We start from the raw sequence: 18248 nt of genomic DNA, 5'->3' as shown, positions 1-18248 counted from the left end.
TACAGTTAATCGTTTATCAGGCGCCAGGTCAATCTCCACTACCCGACCCATCGACAAATGGCGTGGACTCAACCCGATGCACGGTCAACATCCGCTGACTGTCAGGGCGCCTCACCTTGCGACAAGGGGGTAATCAGCGCCACCGTCAGGTAAAGCCTGGGAGCGATACTCGACAGTTCGATGTACTCATTGTCCGCATGCAAGCCGGCCCCGACAACACCCATGGTTTCCAGCACGGCAGGCTTTGCGCTACCCGGTACGTAGGCGTAGCCCGCATCGGTGCCGAAGCGCATGGCGATCGGCTCGACACTGCGACCGATTTTTTCATAGAGCGTCTGCGCGGTTTTCGCCAGTTGCTCGGAACCCGGATTCCTGGCCAGTGGCGGACGGCCTTTTTCCATGCGCAAGGTCACTTCGGTGCCTTCAACGAGGGTTTTCTTCATAATCCGCTGACCGTCGGCGAGCACCCTGTCGCTCTCGCTCGGATCGGAATAGCGCATGTCCGCCTCGGCCGAAGCGCTGGACGGGATGATGTTGCGCTTCTCACCGCCTTTGACAAGCGTCCAGTTGACGGTCGTACCCTTCCCAGGATCGCCAAGGTCCTTGAGTTGCAGCAGTTGGTGCGCCAACTCGATCGCCGCATTGCGCCCGGCTTCAGGGGCCGAACCTGCGTGTGACGACTTGCCTTTGACGTCGAGGAGCAAGCCATTGATGCCATTGGTAGCGACAGTCACGGCGTCTTTGTCAGGCGGCTCATAGGAAAACACGTAGTCATGCTGGCTAGCGAGTTCGGCTATGACTTTCTTCGACCCGCTGGAGCCGGTTTCCTCGTCCGGATTGAAGAGCACGGTGAGCGTGCCGAAATCCTTGAAATTCTGGTCCTGCAGCAGTTGCAGCGAATGCAGAATCATCGCCACGCCGCCCTTCGCATCTGCCACACCGGGACCATAGGCGCGTTCGCCGTCGAGCCTGAACGGGCGTTTGGCGGCAGTGCCCGGCCCGAAGACCGTGTCGTAATGGACCATTAGCAGAAAGGACCGGGTGCCATTGCCTTTGAACCTGCCAACGATGTTGTCACCCGCAGAAGGGTCTGCCGGCGTGGTGGAAACTTCGGCACCCAATGCCTTGAGACGCTCCACCAGCATCGCGCTGACTGTTTTCAGTCCGGGTGCCTGACCAGTGCCCGTATCAATATCCACGAGTTGCCGGACGGTTTTGAGGTAGGACTGTTGTTCGGCCTGGGCTTTTTTCAGTAACAGATCAGATGGCAGCTCGGCGGCGATGACGCCCATGGAAAACAATGAAAAGCCGATTGCGGCGGTTATGGGGAAACGTCGTGAATGCATGCTGGCTCCTTCAGATCATCGCGAGTTGAACAGCATCTTTACCCCAATGCACTGCTCGACGCCACAAGCGAGTCTCATCAGACAAATATGTATGAGAGTTTAACTGATAGTGATTAGCATTTAATAAAATGTGAAAAATTTGTTAGTCTCGCCCTCCGCTGCCGTCTGTCACGACCTGCCAGCCAGCACACCATCATCCAGGTGTCCCGCCACGTCCCAGTTCCTGCAGGAATTACCCCAATGCTTCGTCCGCTTCTACCTTCGTTGGCCAGCCTTGTGACTCTCGGTCTGTCGGCCGCCGCTCTGGCCAGTCCCGTTCAACTCGATCTGCCTGCACAGGCGCTTTCCAGATCGCTCGCACAGCTGAGCCAAGCGAGCGGTATGCAGATATCAGTGGATGACAAATTGATTGCAAGCAAGCAGGCTCCAGCCATTAGCGGCAGCCTGGAACCGGCTCAGGCATTGAATCAGCTATTGTTGGGCAGCGGCCTAGATACGCAGGTACAGGGCAATGCTGTGAGGGTGTTCCAGCCATCGAGCGGTGGCTCGATGACGCTGGGCAACGTGGACATCAGCGCTCAGGCGGGCATTGCAGGAATGGCCACCACAGAAGGCAGCGGTTCGTACACCACGGGCTCGATGAGCAGCGCGACCGGGTTGCCCCTTTCGATTCGCGAGACGCCGCAGTCGGTAAGCGTGATCACTCGCCAGCGAATTGAAGATCAGGGCATGAACGACCTCAATGATGTCGTCAAATATGCACCCGGCGTGACACTGCGCAAATTCGGCTCGGACCGTCAGCAGTTTCTGGCGCGCGGCTTTACCATCGATAACCTGATGTATGACGGTCTGCCGACCATCGTCAGCACCTTTACACTGGATACCATCTCCGGTGCTGACCTGGCCTTGTACGACCGCGTTGAAGTGGTACGCGGCGCTACGGGGCTGATGACCGGTGCAGGCAGCCCCTCGGCGACACTCAATCTGATTCGCAAGCGCCCTACTGCTACCCCGCAAGTCAGCGTGACCACCAGCGCCGGGAGCTGGGACCGCTACCGTACCGAGGTGGACGCGTCGAACAGGCTCAACGATTCCGGTACGTTACGTGGCCGGGTGGTGGCAGCCTATGAAACGGGCAACAGTTTTGTCGATGAGCGCGATAAAGAGCGTCAGACGTTCTATGGCGTTCTGGAAGCCGACCTTAACGAGTCGACCACCTGGACCATAGGAGCCTCGAAGCAGCGCGATGATGCAACGTCGGACTGGGGCAGCCTGCCATCCGGCCCTAACGGTGAAAACCTTCACCTGCCACGTTCCACCTTCCTCAGTAACGACTGGGCGTATTGGGACAGGGAAAACGTCAGTGTTTTCACGGACCTGACTCATCGCTTCGACAACGGCTGGAGCAGCAAACTGGCGGCGACCAGAATCTGGGCTGAATCCGACATGTACTCCAACTACCTGACCGCCAGTGGCACCGGTTACGGCCAGGCGGCTGGCGAGTACGACACCACAGACGTGCAGACCAGTCTGGATGGTTCGCTGTCCGGTCCATTCCAGCTGTTTGGCCGGCAGCACGAGCTGATGCTCGGCGTCAGTCGGCGCGAAGAAAAGTTTGATCAGAAAGGCGGCTTTTACGGCTCTACACCGGTCGATATCTACACCTTCAACCCCAATCTCATTGCAAAACCGGACCCTGCCACGCGTACCGCCTACGTCAATCAGAACACCGCCACCGAGGAAGGCGTCTACGCCGCCGCACGTTTCAATCCGATTGATCCATTGCACGTTATCGTCGGCAGCCGGGTAAGCTGGTACGACTATCAGAATCGTTCGGCCAGCAATGGTGACTACAAAGTCATTCGTGAGGTCACGCCTTATGCCGGCATCGTCTATGACCTGAACGATACCTACTCGGCCTACGCAAGCTATACCGAGATCTTCAAGCCGCAGAACCAACTGGACGTGGGAGGCGGCGTATTGGACCCGATGACGGGCGAAAGTTACGAAATCGGCCTGAAAGGCGAATACTTCGACGGTGGTCTGAACGCATCGCTTGCAGTCTTCGACATGACCCAGGAAAACCGCGCGTACGCCATCGTCAATCCGCCAGTCACTTGCCAGCAGCAGAATCGCGTCTGCTACGAAGCAGCCGGTGAAGTGCGCAGCCGAGGGATCGACGCAGAAATCAGCGGCCAGCTGACACCTGACTGGCAGGCTTCCGCCTCCTACACACTGGTGTTGAGCCAGTACGTCAAGGACCGGACCAATGACAAGGGCGACCTGTTTGCGCCCAATCAACCGAAACACCTGTTCAAGGCAGCAACGTCCTATCACCTGCCCGGCAACCTGAACAAATGGCGCGTGGGTGTCGACGTTCTGGCGCAAAGCGAGACGTACAACCGGGTCGGCACCGGTCACTCCGAGCAGGACGCCTATGCGGTTGTGGGACTGATGGCAGGCTACCGCTTCGACGAGCACTGGGACGCGCGGGTCAACCTCAACAACGTATTCGACGAAAAATACTGGCAGGGCATTCCCTTGGCGACCGGTAGCGGCGTTTACGGTGACCCGCGCAACCTGATGGTCTCGCTGAAGTGGTCGCTCTGACTCTTGCACGCTGCAAGCTGCCTGATAGCCGTTAAATTCACATCAAGGGAACAAGCAGTGCGTGCGAGGCTCAAAAACAGTCTCGACAAAGGTATTCACGACAATGCCGTCCCTCAGGGCCTATCATCGGCAGCAGGAAACGCTGCGGCCTTGAGTGGTCGGCAGCGCTCGGGTAATGTCATCCAACCGCACAGGACAGAGCACGCTCATGACTTCCAAGCTGGATCAACTCAAGAAATTCACTACCGTTGTTGCTGATACCGGCGACTTCGGCGCAATCAAAAGCCTCGAACCAGAGGACGCCACCACCAACCCTTCGCTGCTGCTCAAGGCCGCATCCGACGTAAACAACGCTCAGATGCTCGCCGACGCATTCAGCGGTGCCAAGGGTGACATCGGCCTGGCCTGCGACCGCTTTGCAGTCGCCATCGGTCAGGAAATTCTCAAGGTGGTTCCGGGCCGCGTATCCACTGAAGTGGACGCACGCCTCTCGTTCGACACCAATGCCCTGATCGAGCGCAGCGAGCGCTTGATCGGCCTTTACGATGCCGCCGGCATCAAACGTGATCGGGTGCTGATCAAGCTGGCAGCCACGTGGGAAGGTATCCGTGCCGCTGAGAAGCTGGAGAAGGACGGTATTCAGACCAACCTGACGTTGTTGTTCTCCTTCGCCCAGGCAATCGCCTGTGCCGAGGCTGGCGTGTTCCTGATTTCTCCGTTCGTGGGCCGTATCTACGACTGGTACAAGAAATCTTCAGGCATCGACTACGTTGGCGCAGAGGATCCGGGTGTGCAGTCTGTGACGCGCATCTATAACTACTACAAGGCCAACGACTTCAAAACCGTGGTCATGGGGGCAAGCTTCCGCAATCTGAACCAGATCGAACAGCTGGCGGGCTGTGATCGCCTGACCATCAGCACCGACCTGCTCAAGAAACTGGCTGAAGATACCGGTACGCTGGAACGCAAGCTTGCACCGGGCAATGCCGGTGAGGCTCGTCAGAGCCTGACCGAGAGCCAGTTCCGCTGGGCCTCCAATGAAGATGCCATGGCCACTGAAAAACTGGCTGAAGGCATTCGTCAGTTCGCTCGCGATCAGGAAAAGCTGGAAGCGCTGCTCTCCGCAAAAGCCTGATAACGAAAAAGGGCGACACCTTAACGGGTGTCGCCCTTTTTGCTGCCTGTCGTTCAGTGATCAGAAGGACAGACGCCAATGGCGCCTAGCGCTGACCTTCCAGTGCATTGACCAGATCATGGAACGCTTCACGATTCGAGTCGTTAAGGCCCATGAGAATCTTGTGCGCCTCAAGTACCTTGGCCTTTACCACTTCCTCGCACTGATCCTGCGAGGGCAGGTCAGTCAGGCTCTCAGGCCGCGGCAGGGGCCGGTCAACGATGTTGAACACCTGATCAAAGCCCATCGACTGCAACAGGCGCGTGATGTCCTCGTGAGTGGTCACGAGAGTCGGCAACAGTCCAACCTTCTGGCGCGACAGGATCGAAAGTTTGGCCAGCAAGCCAAGCGTGGTGCTGTCAATGCTGCGCGTCTCGGTAAGATCGATGACCACCGCCGAGAAATTCAACGCAGTGAAGATACGCTCGATAGTCGCATCCAGAGCCGAACACAGCGTCAACCGCACTTCACCCACGAACTTGAGAACGAAGGTGCCTTCCTGCTCGGCGAACTGGATTCTACCGGTACTCATTCAAGATTCCTGCTTAACACTAACAAGGCGATATCATCCGGCATCTCCCCTAGCGTTGCCAATTCAAAAACCCGCTGCAAGCCATCCAGGCTGCCGCCAGCCGTCTTGACCAACTCGGGAAGGACGGCTTCTTTCTCTTTGAGTGTATCACCGGGCAACAGATCCAGTATGCCATCAGACAACATGGTCAGACTGAAGGATGCTGGCAGGTCGATTTCGTGATCCTGATAGGTCGCTTCGTTGAACAAACCGACCGGTAGGCCGCGACCTTCCAGATAACGCGCCTGCCCTTCGGAATACAACACCGGCAGTGGCAGATGACCACCCACGGCATAAGTCAGTTTACCTGACTCTTCATCAATAACACCGCCGACCATCGTAACGTGCTTGCCCAGCTTGCAACTGATAAGCCCGCGGTTGATATGCCCCAGTACATCCGACGGTTTGAATTCCGGCAGTGTTCCGCCACGCCTGGATTCAAACAGCAGCCGAGTCGTCATGAACTTCAGCAGCACCGTGATGAACGCCGATGAAGCACCGTGACCTGAAACATCTGCCAGGTAGAAGGCAACACGCCGTTCGTCGACCCTGAAGTAATCGACAAAATCGCCGGACAGATACAACGACGGAATGATCTGATGGGCAAACTTGAATTCGTCAATCGACCACGGAGTGATTGGCAGCATGTTCATCTGCACTTGCCGACCCGCGTCCTGGTCTTCCTGCAACAGGTGAAGACTGGCTTCAAGTTCGCGATTGGCCTTTTCCAGCTTTTCGCGGTAGACCTGGTTTTCAGTAAGCAGACGAGCCCGATCCAGCGCCCGACGCACTGAATGCTCCAGCACGGCAAGATCTTCAAGGGGCTTGATCAGATAATCGGCAGCGCCGAGGCGCAAGGCCTCTACCGCATCGCTCATCACGCCCGCACCGGATACAACGATGACAGGCGTCTGCGGAGCGATGGCGGTGACCTGACGGATCAGCTCAAGCCCGCCCATCTGAGGCATGCGTAGATCGCAGACCACCAGATCGGGGTTCTCTTGCTCGAACATCTGAATTCCCTGCAAGCCATTACTCGCTTGCAGAACGCTGAAGCCACTGTCTTCAAGGTAGGCGGCAAGGCTCGCGCGCACTACGTCGTCGTCATCGATAATCAGCAGCTTGGCACTGGTTTTTGGCATGGGGGCAAACGGCGCCAGATCAGGTTGGCGTAGGCGGCCCGGTGTTTCCGGAGCCAGCTTACTGGATTCGCTTCTAGCCTCTCCGTAATAACACGCGACAACTGGATGTGCGTGGCGTGTCTCAGAGGTGCCCTTCAAGGCGCAGACGGTACTCCCATCCGACGGGTGTTTCAAGCATGCTCCTATCCTCACTTTGCGCTCTTTACATCGCAAATCACCCGGAGTTATAAGAACTCACAAATCAGCAACTAAAACGAAGGACTGTACATGAGTGGAAATGATCGCAACTACGAGGAAAAGCGGGATTACATCCGCATGCGCGTCGAAGCAGACGTCAACCTGATCCACGCGGGCCAGGTGATTCCCGCCGTATGCATTGACCTTTCCAGCTCAGGCATGCAGGTCCAGGCACCACGCTCATTCCAGGTCGGGGACAAGCTTAGCGTGAGCATCGACTCTGATCATCCTGCGCTCAAGGGACTTGAGGCCGAAACCGAGGTGGTGTGGGTCAATGACGAAGAAGGCGGCGGACAGAAACTGGGGCTTTCCATCGTCTCGATGCGCTGACTGCAGGCGGAATTACTTCACACTTTCAAAAAATAATAAAGGCGACCCAGGGTCGCCTTTATTGATTCACGCAGAGGCAAAGTGTCGATTAAAAATCGTCTTCGACCTTTCCGTCCTTGACCTTGAACTCGCGGTTCTGCAGGTAAGCGTTACGGATGAACGTGTAACGATCACCGCTGACCATACGCTCGGCAGACAGCAGGCTGGCACGCGTATCGATGAGGTTGACGCCCAGCGCCGTGTTACGGGTCGGCACATGATCGATGTAGCGGTATGGAGACGTGTAGGTGTCCGGGTATTTGGCGAAGGCATCACGCACGGTGCTTGGACCCAGCAGCGGAATCACCACGAACGGGCCGCTCGGCACACCCCAGTAGCCCAGTGTCTGGCCAAAATCTTCATCGTTGCGTTGCAGGCCCATGCGGGTACCCACGTCAATGAAACCCAGCAGCCCGAACGTGGTGTTGACGATCAGGCGCGCAGTGTCGACACCGGCCGCTTCAGGCTTGGCTTGCAGCACGTTGTTCGCCAGGTTGCCGACATCGCCGATGTTGTTGAAGAAGTTATGGATACCGTCTTCGACAAATTGTGGCGCGATGTACTGATAACCCTTAGCCAGCGGCTTGAGCGTATAAGCGTCGAGGGTATCGTTGAAGCTGAAAATGGAGCGGTTGATGCCTTCCCACGGGTCATCTTCGGCTGCCTGAACGGCTACCGGCACCAGCGCAATGCCGGCACAGAGAGACAATTGCAGCAAACGCTTGATAAAGCCTGCACCGGTCACGGGCATAGCTGACACTCCTGATCGAGATATCGAAATAATGACGCGGGTGCTACGCCCCACACGCTAGGACAGGGAGTATAAAGCCTTCTGTCGAGAATAAGGCAGGTCTGTCAGCAAAGGGTTCCGGATAAACCCCCGTCATCGCACATTCATCGAAGTGTCACAAAATACCGGTAGCGTTTCTGGATATTTCAGAGAGATCCTCATGCTCGCGCCGGTCCTCACGCCTCTGCCAACCTTTCCCGCCCTGCTGTTCGGCCTTAGCGGCTGTCTGGTGGACTTCGGTGCGCAGGCCGCGACCTCGCTTACACCAGGCAATGAGCTCACACAGCTCACACCTGGCGCAAAGGATATTCTGCGGACTCTGCGTGATCAGGGAATGCCTTGCGCCTGGCTTGACGAGCTGCCTGAAACCGTCAGCGCTACGCTGGCTGAACCAGTAAGTGACTGGATGATTCCCGCCCCTCGCCCAACCGCCAAATGGCCCGCCCCGGATGCTTGCTGGATGGCGCTGATGGCCCTGAAGGTCAGCCAGCTGGATGGCTGCGTGCTGATCAGCGGCGACCCACGCCTGTTGCAGTCCGGGCTGAATGCCGGGCTGTGGACCATTGGCCTGGCGTCTTGCGGGCCACTGTGCGGACTTTCGCCTTCGCAATGGCAGGCACTGAGTGACGCCGAACGCGAGCAGCGACGCGCGCAGGCCACGCTCAAACTCTATTCGCTGGGAGTACACTCGGTCATTGATCACCTTGGCGATCTGGAGTTCTGCCTGGCCGATATCGCATTACGCCGCAGCAAAGGTGAAAAACCCTGATACACATGCAGCCAGGCACTGACTGGATTAGTCTTGAGTGATCATGGACCTTTAGCTCTTCGGCGAAGTCCATGAGACAGACTTATCAATCAAGGAGCACGTCATGCCCGCCCGCGAACTGCAAGAACAACTCAACACCCTGCGCGAGCAACTGGAGCATAACCCCCCGCTTTCGGAGTCTGACCGGGAAAATCTTCACGAACTCATGCAACAAATCGAAACTGAAATTCAGCTGGAAAACGCCACCCATGAAGACAGCAGTTTGGCTGACGGCGTGAACCTGGCCGTCGAGCGTTTCGAGCTGGAGCATCCGACCATCGCTGGCACCTTGCGCAACATCGTGCAGACGCTGGGCAATATCGGAGTCTGATTAGGGAATGCCGCTCTGCTGGCTCTGCGTAAGGCCGCTGATGCATGGTGAGGCGTAGAGTTGTGACGCAGAGCGTCACCCAACGCATGCCGACGCGGAGCGTCGGCACGATAATCCTGAACCTGGAAATATCAGCCAGTGGGTAACGACGCGCTGCATCGTCACTGATGGACACAGACAACTATCGTTCCACACGCTCCGTGAACTGCCCCCCAAAAGTTGGACGGTTTTAGCTTGCCGCCTGAGCCCTGTATTTTACGGGGCTTTGGCCGTTGAGCTTCAGCTTGATGCGGTCATGGTTGTAGTAGTGGGTGTACTCATCCAGACCTGCTTTCAACTCATCGATGCTTTCAAACTGTTTCAGGTAGAAAAACTCGGATTTCAGTGTACCGAAAAAGCTTTCCATTGCCGCATTGTCCAGGCAGTTGCCCTTACGGGACATGCTTTGTTTGACGCCTCGTACCGATAGCTTATGGCGATACTGCGCGTGTTGATACTGCCAGCCCTGGTCCGAGTGCATCACAAGCTTCGGCTCGTCCTGCAACTGCTGAAGCGCCTTGTCCAGCATGCTGGTGACCAGCTCAAAGCTCGGCCTTGTCGACACTTCATACGCCACGATTTCACCGTTGTACAAGTCCATCACGGGTGAGAGATACAGCTTTCGATTGCCTACCTTGAACTCAGTCACATCGGTCACCCACTTCTGGTTCGGGCGTTGCGCGCTGAAATTGCGCTCCAGCAAATTCGGCGCAATGGTTCCGATTACGCCCTTATAGGAGCGGTATTTTTTGGGGCGCACCACTGATCGCAGGCCCAGTTCTGCCATCAGTCGTTCTACAACCTTCTTGTTGACCAAAATACCTGCAGTGCGAATGACCGCCGTGATACGCCGAGCGCCATAAAGGCCTTTCTCCTCGTGGTAAATGCTTTCGACTAACTGTTTCAAAGCAGCATAGGGATCGGGTCTGGATTGCACCTGAACCTGATAGTAAAACGTGCTGCGTGCCAAGCCCGCCAGCCTCAGCAGAGCGCAAAGCGGGAACCGGCCCCTCAGTTGCTTGATGCTCAGGGCTTTTTCGGTTGCCGTCGTTTCTGCTCCTTCAGCTCTTCCAACTTTTTTAGGTAAGCGTTCTCCATGCGCAGATATTCAAGCTCGCTCATCAACTGGTCGCGCGTCTTCTGCGTATCGTCGGCGGTTACTGGTTTGGCGGGATAAGGCTTCTTTGGCATGGCGACAGGCTTTCTTCTGGCAGGAACATACGGGGCTGTACCGCTACTGTAATGCCGCTTTTCCCAAATGACTATTTGGCCGGGATCCCCGATACCAAAATGCGCAGCGGCCTGACGGAGCGATAGCTTGTGTTCACGCCTGTGCTCAAGCACTGAGCGCTTGAAAGCTTCGCTGTATCGAAGACCAGGCTTGCGATGGCCGGTGTGACCATGACTCTTGTAGTTAGCGACCCAGCGTCGAAGCAGGCTGAAATCGATCGAGAACTGGCGGGCTACCATACGAAAGCCCATGTTGTCTTCAAGATACGCTTTGACGACAGTGAGCTTGAACTGCTCTGAATACTTACCCATTTGAACACCCCCGTGAGGTCGGATTGGTGTCCAACTTCTTGGGGGCAGTTCACCGCGTGGGAATGCCGTTGCGGACGCTCTGCGTCCACGCCCTGAGCCCCAGACGACACTACTGCCGCGCCAGCCTGCGATTGTTCGCGTCCAGCGTTTCTGTGCTGCGATACGGGTTGATATCCAGACCACCACGGCGCACGTAGCGTGCATAGACGGTCAGTTTTTCCGGTTTGAGCAAACGCTGCAGGTCGAGGAAGATTCTTTCCACACACTGCTCGTGAAAGTCCGAATGCTGGCGGAAGCTGACGATGTACGCCAACAGGCTGCTGTGATCCAGCGCCGCCCCGCCATACTCGACCACCACACTGCCCCAGTCGGGCTGACTGGTAACCGGACAGTTCGATTTGAGCAAATGACTGTGCACGCTTTCTTCGATAATTCGCGACTCATCGCAGCGCAGCAGCTCAGGCTGAGGGCGATCGTAGCTACTGACCGTGATATCCAGATCGTCGATGCAGACGCCCGGCAAAGTCGCCACACCTTCACCCTCAATGTCGCTCAGGCTGCGAATGCGCACGCCAACCGGCTTTCCGGCCGCAGTTGACAGATCCTGTTCGAGGGTTGTCTGCACCTGCTCAACGGTAGCGAAGGCGGTCTGATTCAACGAGTTGAGGTACAGCTTGAAGGACTTCGATTCGATGATGTTCGGCGAATCGGCCGGAATGCTGAACTCGGCAATGGCCACCACCGGCTTGCCGGATGGCAGCAGCCAGGACAACTCGTAACAATTCCAGAAATCGACACCCTGATAAGGCAGCGTCTGAGCCGTCAGCCCAAGCTCGGCCCACTTTGCAGCACGGGGGATCGGGAACAACAAAGACGGCGTATAGGTGGCGATGTACTCACTGGACTTGCCCAGCGGCGAGTGTTCGGCTGCGGGATGCATGGCGATACCTGGATCATGAATTAACGCGGCGAGTTTATAGCGTTTGCGACGGGCTTTCAGCGAAAATCCGCTTCAGCCCGCAGCCGTCGCGGGCCGCAATGCGGCCTCGGCGACTACACTCGGTTCTGATCACTCATAACGCAATGCATGCGCAGGCTGGATCTGCGCGGCGCGCCATGCTGGATAGATCGTGGCCAGAAAGCTCAGGATAAACCCGGCACTGCAGATCAGAAGCACATCACCGCCCTGCAATTGTGAAGGCAGGTTGCTGATGAAGTACACGTCGGAACTGAAGATGTGCTGGCCACTGACCCGCTCGACCCAACCCACCAGACTGCTGACGTTCAGCGCGGCAATAATGCCCAGCACGCCGCCGATCAGGGTGCCGACAATACCGATCACAGTGCCCTGGACCATGAAGATCGCCATGATTTGCCGGGGCGTAGCGCCGATGGTGCGCAGAATGGCGATGTCCGCGCCCTTGTCGTTGACCACCATGATCAACGTGGCAATGATGTTGAACGCCGCAACGGCGACGATCATCAGCAGCAACAGGCCGATCATGGTCTTTTCCATTTTCATGGCACTGAACAGGCTGCCCTGAGTGTGGGTCCAGTCATCGGCGCGATAACCATCCCCCAAGCCGGCGGCAATGGCCGTGGACACCTGAGGCGCCTTGTACAGGTCCTTGAGCGCCAGTCGCACGCCTTGAACCTGATTGGGTTGCCAGCGTTGCATCTGCGCGGCGTCGGCAATGTTGATCAGGCCCATCGAGCCGTCCAGCTCGGCACCGACCTTGAAAATACCCACGACGGTCAAGCGTTGCAGGCGCGGCGTGATGCCGCCCGGCGCACTGCTGACTTCCGGTACGATCAGGGTCAGCTTGTCACCGATGCTCAGGCGAAAGCGGCGCGCGGTTATATCGCCAAGTACCACACCAAATTCGCCCGGCTTCAGGTCTTCAAGACTTCCACGCGTAATGTGTTGAGTGACGATCGACACCTCATGCTCCAGCGCCGGGTCAACGCCGCTGATCTGGATCGGCTGCATCGAGCCCTTGTAGGACAGCATGCCTTCCATGTCGGTAAACGGTACAGCAGCGGTGACTTCAGGATTTTTCAACGCTGCGTCGGCCAACGGTTTCCAGTCATCCACCGGTGTGGCACCGGCGATAACCGCATGCGGCACCATGCCCAGGATCCGCGAACTCATTTCCCGCTGGAAACCGTTCATGACCGACAGCACCACGATCATCGCCAGCACACCGAGTGCCAGCCCGATCATCGAAGTCATCGAAATGAACGAGATGAAGCTTTTGCGGCGTTTTGCGCGGGTATAGCGCATGCCGATGAAGATGGGTAACGGTCTGAACATTCGCGAAGCACCGTGGGAAAAAACACCGTATAAAAAACGTAGAACCCGACGCGATGAGTTGCGCCGGGCCGGGTCAATCAGGCCTCGACGAGGCGGCCGTCTTCCAGACGCAGGACGCGGTCCATTTGCCTGGCGAGGCTCATGTCGTGGGTCACGATCAGAAACGCCGTACGCGATGAAGTGCTCAACTCACGCATCAGGTCCTGAATGCCCTGCGCGGTGTGGTGATCGAGGTTGCCGGTCGGCTCGTCAAGCATCACCAGACCGGGCTGATTGATCAGCGCACGAGCAATGGCCACACGCTGCCGCTCGCCACCGGAAAGCTCCGAAGGCTTGTGCGCAAGACGATGGCCGAGGCCGACACGTTCGAGCAACGCGGTGGAGCGTTTACGGGCCTCGGGTATCGCCGTCCGACCGATCAGCAAGGGCATGCAGACGTTTTCCAGCGCCGTGAATTCGGGCAGCAAATGGTGGAACTGGTAGACAAAACCCAATGCCCGGTTACGCAGCAGGCCACGCGCCTTTTCGCCCAGCGCCGACAATTCTTCGCCCGCCAGCCAGACGCTGCCTTCAGAAGGTGTGTCCAGGCCGCCCAGAAGATTGAGCAAAGTACTTTTGCCCGACCCCGAACTGCCGACAATAGCCACCCGCTCACCGGGATGCAGCTCCAGTTGCAGACCAGACAACACCACGACCGACTCCGGGCCTTCCTCGTAGGATTTACCCAGGTTGCGGCAACTCAATACTGCTTTATCAGACATGCCCGACTCACTCATAACGTAACGCCTCCGCCGGCTGGGTGCGCGCAGCACGCCAGGCGGGATACAGGGTGGCGAGGAAACTCAGGACCAACGCCGCACCGCAGACCTGGAACACGTCCTGGGCCATCAGTTGCGAAGGCAGGTAATCAATGAAATAGACGTCGGCGTTGAGAAACTTGTGGCCGATCAGCCCTTCCAGCGCAGCGATGGCAGCACTGACGTTAAGCGCTGCAAGGATGCCCAGCGCAGCGCCAATCAGCGTGCCGACCACCCCGATCACCGTGCCCTGCACCATGAAGATCGCCATGATCTGCCGCGGTGTCGCGCCCAGTGTGCGCAAAATGGCGATATCGCCCTTCTTGTCATTGACCACCATCACCAGCGTGGAAATGATGTTGAATGCCGCAACGGCCACAATCAGCACCAGCAACAGGCCAATCATGGCTTTTTCCATGCGGATGGCCTGATAGAGGTTGCCGTGGGTGCGTGTCCAGTCACGGGAATAGAAATTGTTTTCGCCCAGTTTCTGGGCGATTTCCCACGAAGTACGCGGCGCTGCAAACAGATCATCGAACTTGAGCCGCAGGCCCTGCACCTGATTGGGCTTCCAGCGGTGCAGACGGGCCAGGTCATCGAGGTTGGTCAGCCCCAGAAAGCCGTCGATTTCGCCAGCGCCGACATGAAAGATACCGGTCACCTCGAAACGCTTCATGCGCGGGAACATGCCGGCAGGCGTGACAGTCACCTCAGGCGCGACAAAGTTCAGTTTGTCGCCGACCACGACGCCCAGTTTGGCAGCCGCCTTGTCGCCGATCATGATGCCGAAACTGCCGGGAGACAGGCTGTCGAGCTGGCCCTGCTTGATGAAGTGGTCAATGATCGAGACCTTGCGCTCCTCGGCCGGGTCGATGCCATTGAGCAGCACCTTCTGAACCTTGCCGTCGTGGGTCAGCAAACCCTGCATTTGGGTGAATGGCGCAACGGCCAGCACCTGCGGGTTTTCCTGAACCTTCGCGGCCAGGCCACGCCAGTCGGTGATCGGGTCAGCCGATTCGATGGTCGCGTGCGGCACCATGCCCAGCACGCGGGTACGCATTTCGTGATCGAAGCCATTCATCACCGATAACACGACTATCATCACTACCACGCCGAGGGCGAGGCCGATCATGGACGTCAGGGAGATGAACGAAACAAAATGGTTGCGTCGCTTGGCACGTGTGTAGCGCGTGCCGATAAATACAAAAAGAGGTCTGAACATGTAGGAATTTGTTCGCAGGAATGAGGACGTCCATGTGGCGGGCCTTGACGTGCAGCTTTACACTCGAAACTCTCAGACCACCGCCGCTAGCTTGGGTTCGCCATGTCGACATTAGATGAAGCAGGACGCCGCGAATACTACCGTATCGACGACAGCGTCGCACTGGAAATTAACCCCCTGTCTGGTGCCGACCAGGCAAGTCAGGACGCCATGCAGGACACCTCGACACTGTTCGACCTGCTCAGCGAGCTGCACGTCAGCGAGTTCGAATCACAGCATTTGATGCGCCAACTCGACGAGCGCGACCGGGTGCTGAACAGTTTTCTCAAGTCGTTGAGCAAGCGCATCGACCTGCTGGGCGAAGTGGTTGCACACACGGCACTGGGCAAACTGGGCGCTCCACAGCCGGTAAAACTGTCCGAAGGCGGCATTCAATTCAATTCACAACAAGGTTTTGCCGTGGGCGAACAGCTGTCGATCAAGATGGTGCTGATGCCCCAGGCGGCAGGTCTGATGCTGCGCGCCAGGGTCAGCCAGTGCGATGCACGGGCAGATGGCGGTTTTGACATCAGCACCGACTTCGTCAACCTGCCGGACGCTCAACGTCAATTGCTCGCACGGCACGTGTTGCAGCGTCAGGCTCAGCATCGACGCCAGGCCCTTGAACAGGGTCAGCCATCCGGCAATTGAGTTTCCGGTATATCTCTTTTCACCTCATCATTTTCATATCAGCAGTGGGTGCCTTAACGGCCAGGAGTAAACGTGACCCTTATCTACGGCCACCGCGGCGCCAAGGGCGAAGCACCGGAAAACACCCTGGTCAGCTTCCAGGAATGCATCAAGCACGGCGTGCGCCGCTGTGAACTGGACCTGCATCTTTCACTGGACGGAGAGTTGATGGTCATTCACGACCCGACCCTCAAGCGCACCACCGACCGACGCGGCAAGGTCAATGAGCATCTGGCCGCCGACCTGGTGACCTATGACGCGCGCAAAGGTGGCCCCGGCTGGGTCTCGCCCTGCCCGATTCCGCGTCTTGAAGAGTTGTTCGAGCAATGCGATTTCGAGCACTGGCAACTGGAAGTCAAAAGCGCTTCACGCACCCGCGCCGCCAACACCGTTCTGGCCATTCGTGAAATGGCTCAGCGTCATGGCTTGCTCGACAAGGTCACCATCACTTCCAGCTCTCGTGAAGTGTTGCGCGCCGCCCTCGACCTGACGCCGGACATATCGCGCGGACTGGTGGCCGAGTACGCCTGGCTCGACCCGTTGAAGGTCGCGCAAAGCTACGGCTGTGAAATTCTGGCATTGAACTGGACACTGTGTACCCCGGAGCGCCTGCAGAAAGCACAGCGTCAGGGCCTGCATGTGTCAGTGTGGACAGTCAACGAGCCTGCACTGATGCGCAGGCTCGCTGATTTCGGCGTCGACAGCCTGATTACAGACTTTCCCGGTTTGGCCACCGCCACGCTCGGGAGTCGCTGAAATCGGTCTCCCCGGCCGGCTCAGGCCACCGGCCGGAGTCGCTTAAAAAAGCCGGTTGAGGCCGTCGTATGCCGCTACCCGATAGGCTTCGGCCATGGTCGGGTAGTTGAACGTGGTGTTGACGAAGTACTTCATGGTGTTCGCTTCACCCGGCTGGCTCATGATCGCCTGACCGATGTGCACGATCTCGGACGCCTGGTCACCGAAGCAATGCACGCCCAGCACTTCCAGCGTCTCGCGGTGGAACAGGATCTTCAGCATCCCGACCCGCTCACCGGAAATCTGCGCACGGGCCATGCCCTTGAAGAACGCCTTGCCCACTTCGTACGGCACCTTGGCCTGGGTCAGCTCGTGCTCGTTCTTGCCGATCGAACTGATCTCCGGAATGGTATAGATCCCGGTCGGTACGTCGTTGACATAGCGCCAGCTGCCGTTGTCGACCATGCTCCCAGCCGCCGAGCGGCCCTGATCGTAGGCAGCGCTCGCCAGACTTGGCCAGCCGATAACGTCGCCTGCGCCATAGACATTGGAAACGCTGGTGCGATAGTTCTCGTCCACCTCGATCTGGCCACGACCGTTGGCCTTGAGACCAATGTTTTCCAGCCCCAGCTTGTCGGTGTTGCCGGTACGGCCATTGCACCACAGCAAGGCATCTGCCTTGATTTTCTTGCCGGACTTGAGGTGCAGGACAACGCCGTTATCCAGACCTTCGACCTTCTCGTATTCTTCGTTGTGGCGAACCATCACGTTGTTATTGCTGAAGTGATAACTCAATGCCTGAGAGATTTCCGAATCCAGGAAGCTCAGCAACTGGTCACGGTTGTCCACCAGCTCGACCAGAACACCCAGACCGCTGAAGATAGAGGCGTATTCACAGCCGATCACACCGGCGCCATAAATGATCAGCTTACGCGGGGTGTGCCCCAGGCTGAGGATGGTGTCGCTGTCGTAGATGCGCTTGTGACTGAAATCGATGTCGGCCGGACGATAGGGGCGCGAACCGGTGGCGATGATGATCTGGTTGGCCACCAGCTTTTCCACCACACCGTTGGTGCAGACCACGTTGATGCTGGTCTCGTCGGCAAAACTGCCGGTGCCGAAGAACACATCGACACGGTTGCGGGCGTAGTAACTGGTGCGCGAGGCCACCTGTTTGGAAATGACCATTTCGGCGTTTTTCAACACATCCGGAAACGAAAACCAGCGCGGCTCGCCAATGGCCCGGAACATCGGATTGGTGTTGAACTGAATGATCTGCTTGACCGAGTGACGCAGAGCCTTGGACGGAATGGTGCCCAAATGGGTGCAGTTACCGCCCACTTGCCGACGGCTGTCGACCATGGCGACCTTGCGCCCCGCCTTGGCGGCGTTCATTGCCGCGCCTTCTCCGGCAGGGCCGGAACCCAGTACCACTACGTCGTAGTTGTAGACAGCCATGCGTACTCCTTTAAACAGACCGAGGCGCCACTCT

Annotated in this window: 17 protein-coding genes; 7 read left to right on the top strand and 10 right to left on the bottom strand. The window is 57.6% G+C overall.

Going from position 1 to position 18248, the window contains the following annotated elements; translation table 11 throughout:
• Positions 1–101: 101 nt before the first annotated feature.
• On the bottom strand, positions 102–1346 hold the full coding sequence (locus tag AC4ANE_RS10615; RefSeq protein ID WP_002552901.1) for a M20/M25/M40 family metallo-hydrolase: 1245 nt from the start codon (positions 1344–1346) through the stop codon (positions 102–104).
• A 240-nt stretch (positions 1347–1586) separates the two neighbouring features.
• On the opposite strand from AC4ANE_RS10615, the gene AC4ANE_RS10610 reads away from it, so the two are divergent.
• Both AC4ANE_RS10610 and tal read left to right on the top strand, forming a co-directional pair.
• Positions 1587–3956, top strand: coding sequence for a TonB-dependent siderophore receptor (locus tag AC4ANE_RS10610; RefSeq protein WP_002552900.1), 2370 nt, complete (start codon positions 1587–1589; stop codon positions 3954–3956).
• Between the two features lie 208 nt (positions 3957–4164).
• Positions 4165–5091 carry a transaldolase gene (gene tal / locus AC4ANE_RS10605; RefSeq protein WP_002552899.1) on the top strand — a complete coding sequence of 309 codons (927 nt, stop codon included), beginning with the start codon at positions 4165–4167 and terminating at the stop codon, positions 5089–5091.
• An 85-nt stretch (positions 5092–5176) separates the two neighbouring features.
• On the opposite strand, the gene rssC is transcribed toward tal, so the two are convergent.
• On the bottom strand, positions 5177–5662 hold the full coding sequence (gene rssC, locus AC4ANE_RS10600; RefSeq protein ID WP_002552898.1) for an anti-sigma factor antagonist RssC: 486 nt from the start codon (positions 5660–5662) through the stop codon (positions 5177–5179).
• Positions 5659–6843, bottom strand: coding sequence for a two-component system response regulator RssB (gene rssB / locus AC4ANE_RS10595; protein WP_002552897.1), 1185 nt, complete (start codon positions 6841–6843; stop codon positions 5659–5661). Before rssB ends, rssC begins: the two co-directional genes overlap by 4 nt.
• Before the next feature lie 267 nt (positions 6844–7110).
• Between rssB and AC4ANE_RS10590 the strand changes: the two genes are divergently transcribed.
• Positions 7111–7410 carry a PilZ domain-containing protein gene (locus AC4ANE_RS10590; RefSeq protein WP_002552896.1) on the top strand — a complete coding sequence of 100 codons (300 nt, stop codon included), beginning with the start codon at positions 7111–7113 and terminating at the stop codon, positions 7408–7410.
• A gap of 88 nt (positions 7411–7498) precedes the next feature.
• On the opposite strand, the gene AC4ANE_RS10585 is transcribed toward AC4ANE_RS10590, so the two are convergent.
• The gene (locus tag AC4ANE_RS10585) at positions 7499–8200 is read right to left on the bottom strand and encodes an MlaA family lipoprotein (RefSeq protein ID WP_004659844.1); all 702 of its coding nucleotides are present in this window, start codon (positions 8198–8200) and stop codon (positions 7499–7501) included.
• A 199-nt stretch (positions 8201–8399) separates the two neighbouring features.
• Between AC4ANE_RS10585 and pcrP the strand changes: the two genes are divergently transcribed.
• Both pcrP and AC4ANE_RS10575 read left to right on the top strand, forming a co-directional pair.
• Positions 8400–9008 (top strand): HAD superfamily inactivated hydrolase PcrP, encoded by a 609-nt coding sequence (gene pcrP / locus AC4ANE_RS10580; RefSeq protein ID WP_002552894.1) that lies wholly within the window; start codon positions 8400–8402, stop codon positions 9006–9008.
• A 103-nt stretch (positions 9009–9111) separates the two neighbouring features.
• The gene (locus AC4ANE_RS10575; protein ID WP_002552893.1) at positions 9112–9378 is read left to right on the top strand and encodes a DUF4404 family protein; all 267 of its coding nucleotides are present in this window, start codon (positions 9112–9114) and stop codon (positions 9376–9378) included.
• 229 nt (positions 9379–9607) lie between these two features.
• On the opposite strand, the gene AC4ANE_RS10570 is transcribed toward AC4ANE_RS10575, so the two are convergent.
• The 5 genes from AC4ANE_RS10570 to AC4ANE_RS10550 form a co-directional block, all read right to left on the bottom strand.
• Positions 9608–10959 (bottom strand): IS3 family transposase gene (locus tag AC4ANE_RS10570; RefSeq protein WP_460408883.1). Its coding sequence is split into 2 segments (ribosomal slippage): positions 9608–10500 and positions 10500–10959, totalling 1353 coding nucleotides; the frame shifts between segments, so codons are not numbered across the junction.
• Positions 10960–11068: 109 nt separating this feature from the next.
• Positions 11069–11899, bottom strand: coding sequence for an NADPH-dependent 7-cyano-7-deazaguanine reductase QueF (queF, locus tag AC4ANE_RS10565; protein WP_002552892.1), 831 nt, complete (start codon positions 11897–11899; stop codon positions 11069–11071).
• 129 nt (positions 11900–12028) lie between these two features.
• A complete protein-coding gene (locus AC4ANE_RS10560; protein ID WP_031596118.1) occupies positions 12029–13273 on the bottom strand; it encodes a lipoprotein-releasing ABC transporter permease subunit in 1245 nt (414 codons plus the stop codon).
• A 77-nt stretch (positions 13274–13350) separates the two neighbouring features.
• The gene (lolD, locus tag AC4ANE_RS10555) at positions 13351–14034 is read right to left on the bottom strand and encodes a lipoprotein-releasing ABC transporter ATP-binding protein LolD (protein WP_011168252.1); all 684 of its coding nucleotides are present in this window, start codon (positions 14032–14034) and stop codon (positions 13351–13353) included.
• Positions 14035–14041: 7 nt separating this feature from the next.
• Entirely contained in the window at positions 14042–15292 is a 1251-nt protein-coding gene (locus tag AC4ANE_RS10550) for a lipoprotein-releasing ABC transporter permease subunit (RefSeq protein ID WP_460408882.1), read from the bottom strand.
• 102 nt (positions 15293–15394) lie between these two features.
• On the opposite strand from AC4ANE_RS10550, the gene AC4ANE_RS10545 reads away from it, so the two are divergent.
• Positions 15395–15982, top strand: a complete 588-nt coding sequence (locus tag AC4ANE_RS10545) for a PilZ domain-containing protein (RefSeq protein WP_002552888.1) — start codon at positions 15395–15397, stop codon at positions 15980–15982.
• Positions 15983–16054: 72 nt separating this feature from the next.
• Positions 16055–16777, top strand: coding sequence for a glycerophosphodiester phosphodiesterase (locus AC4ANE_RS10540; protein ID WP_010203821.1), 723 nt, complete (start codon positions 16055–16057; stop codon positions 16775–16777).
• Positions 16778–16819: 42 nt separating this feature from the next.
• Here AC4ANE_RS10540 and sthA read toward each other — a convergent pair whose 3' ends face one another.
• Positions 16820–18214 carry a Si-specific NAD(P)(+) transhydrogenase gene (gene sthA / locus AC4ANE_RS10535; protein ID WP_002552886.1) on the bottom strand — a complete coding sequence of 465 codons (1395 nt, stop codon included), beginning with the start codon at positions 18212–18214 and terminating at the stop codon, positions 16820–16822.
• Between the last annotated feature and the right edge of the window lie 34 nt (positions 18215–18248).

The sequence above is a fragment of the Pseudomonas sp. Pme6b genome, assembly GCF_058129925.1.
Note: the sequence above shows the minus strand (reverse complement) of the source record. Positions and strands in the feature narration are given on the sequence as shown.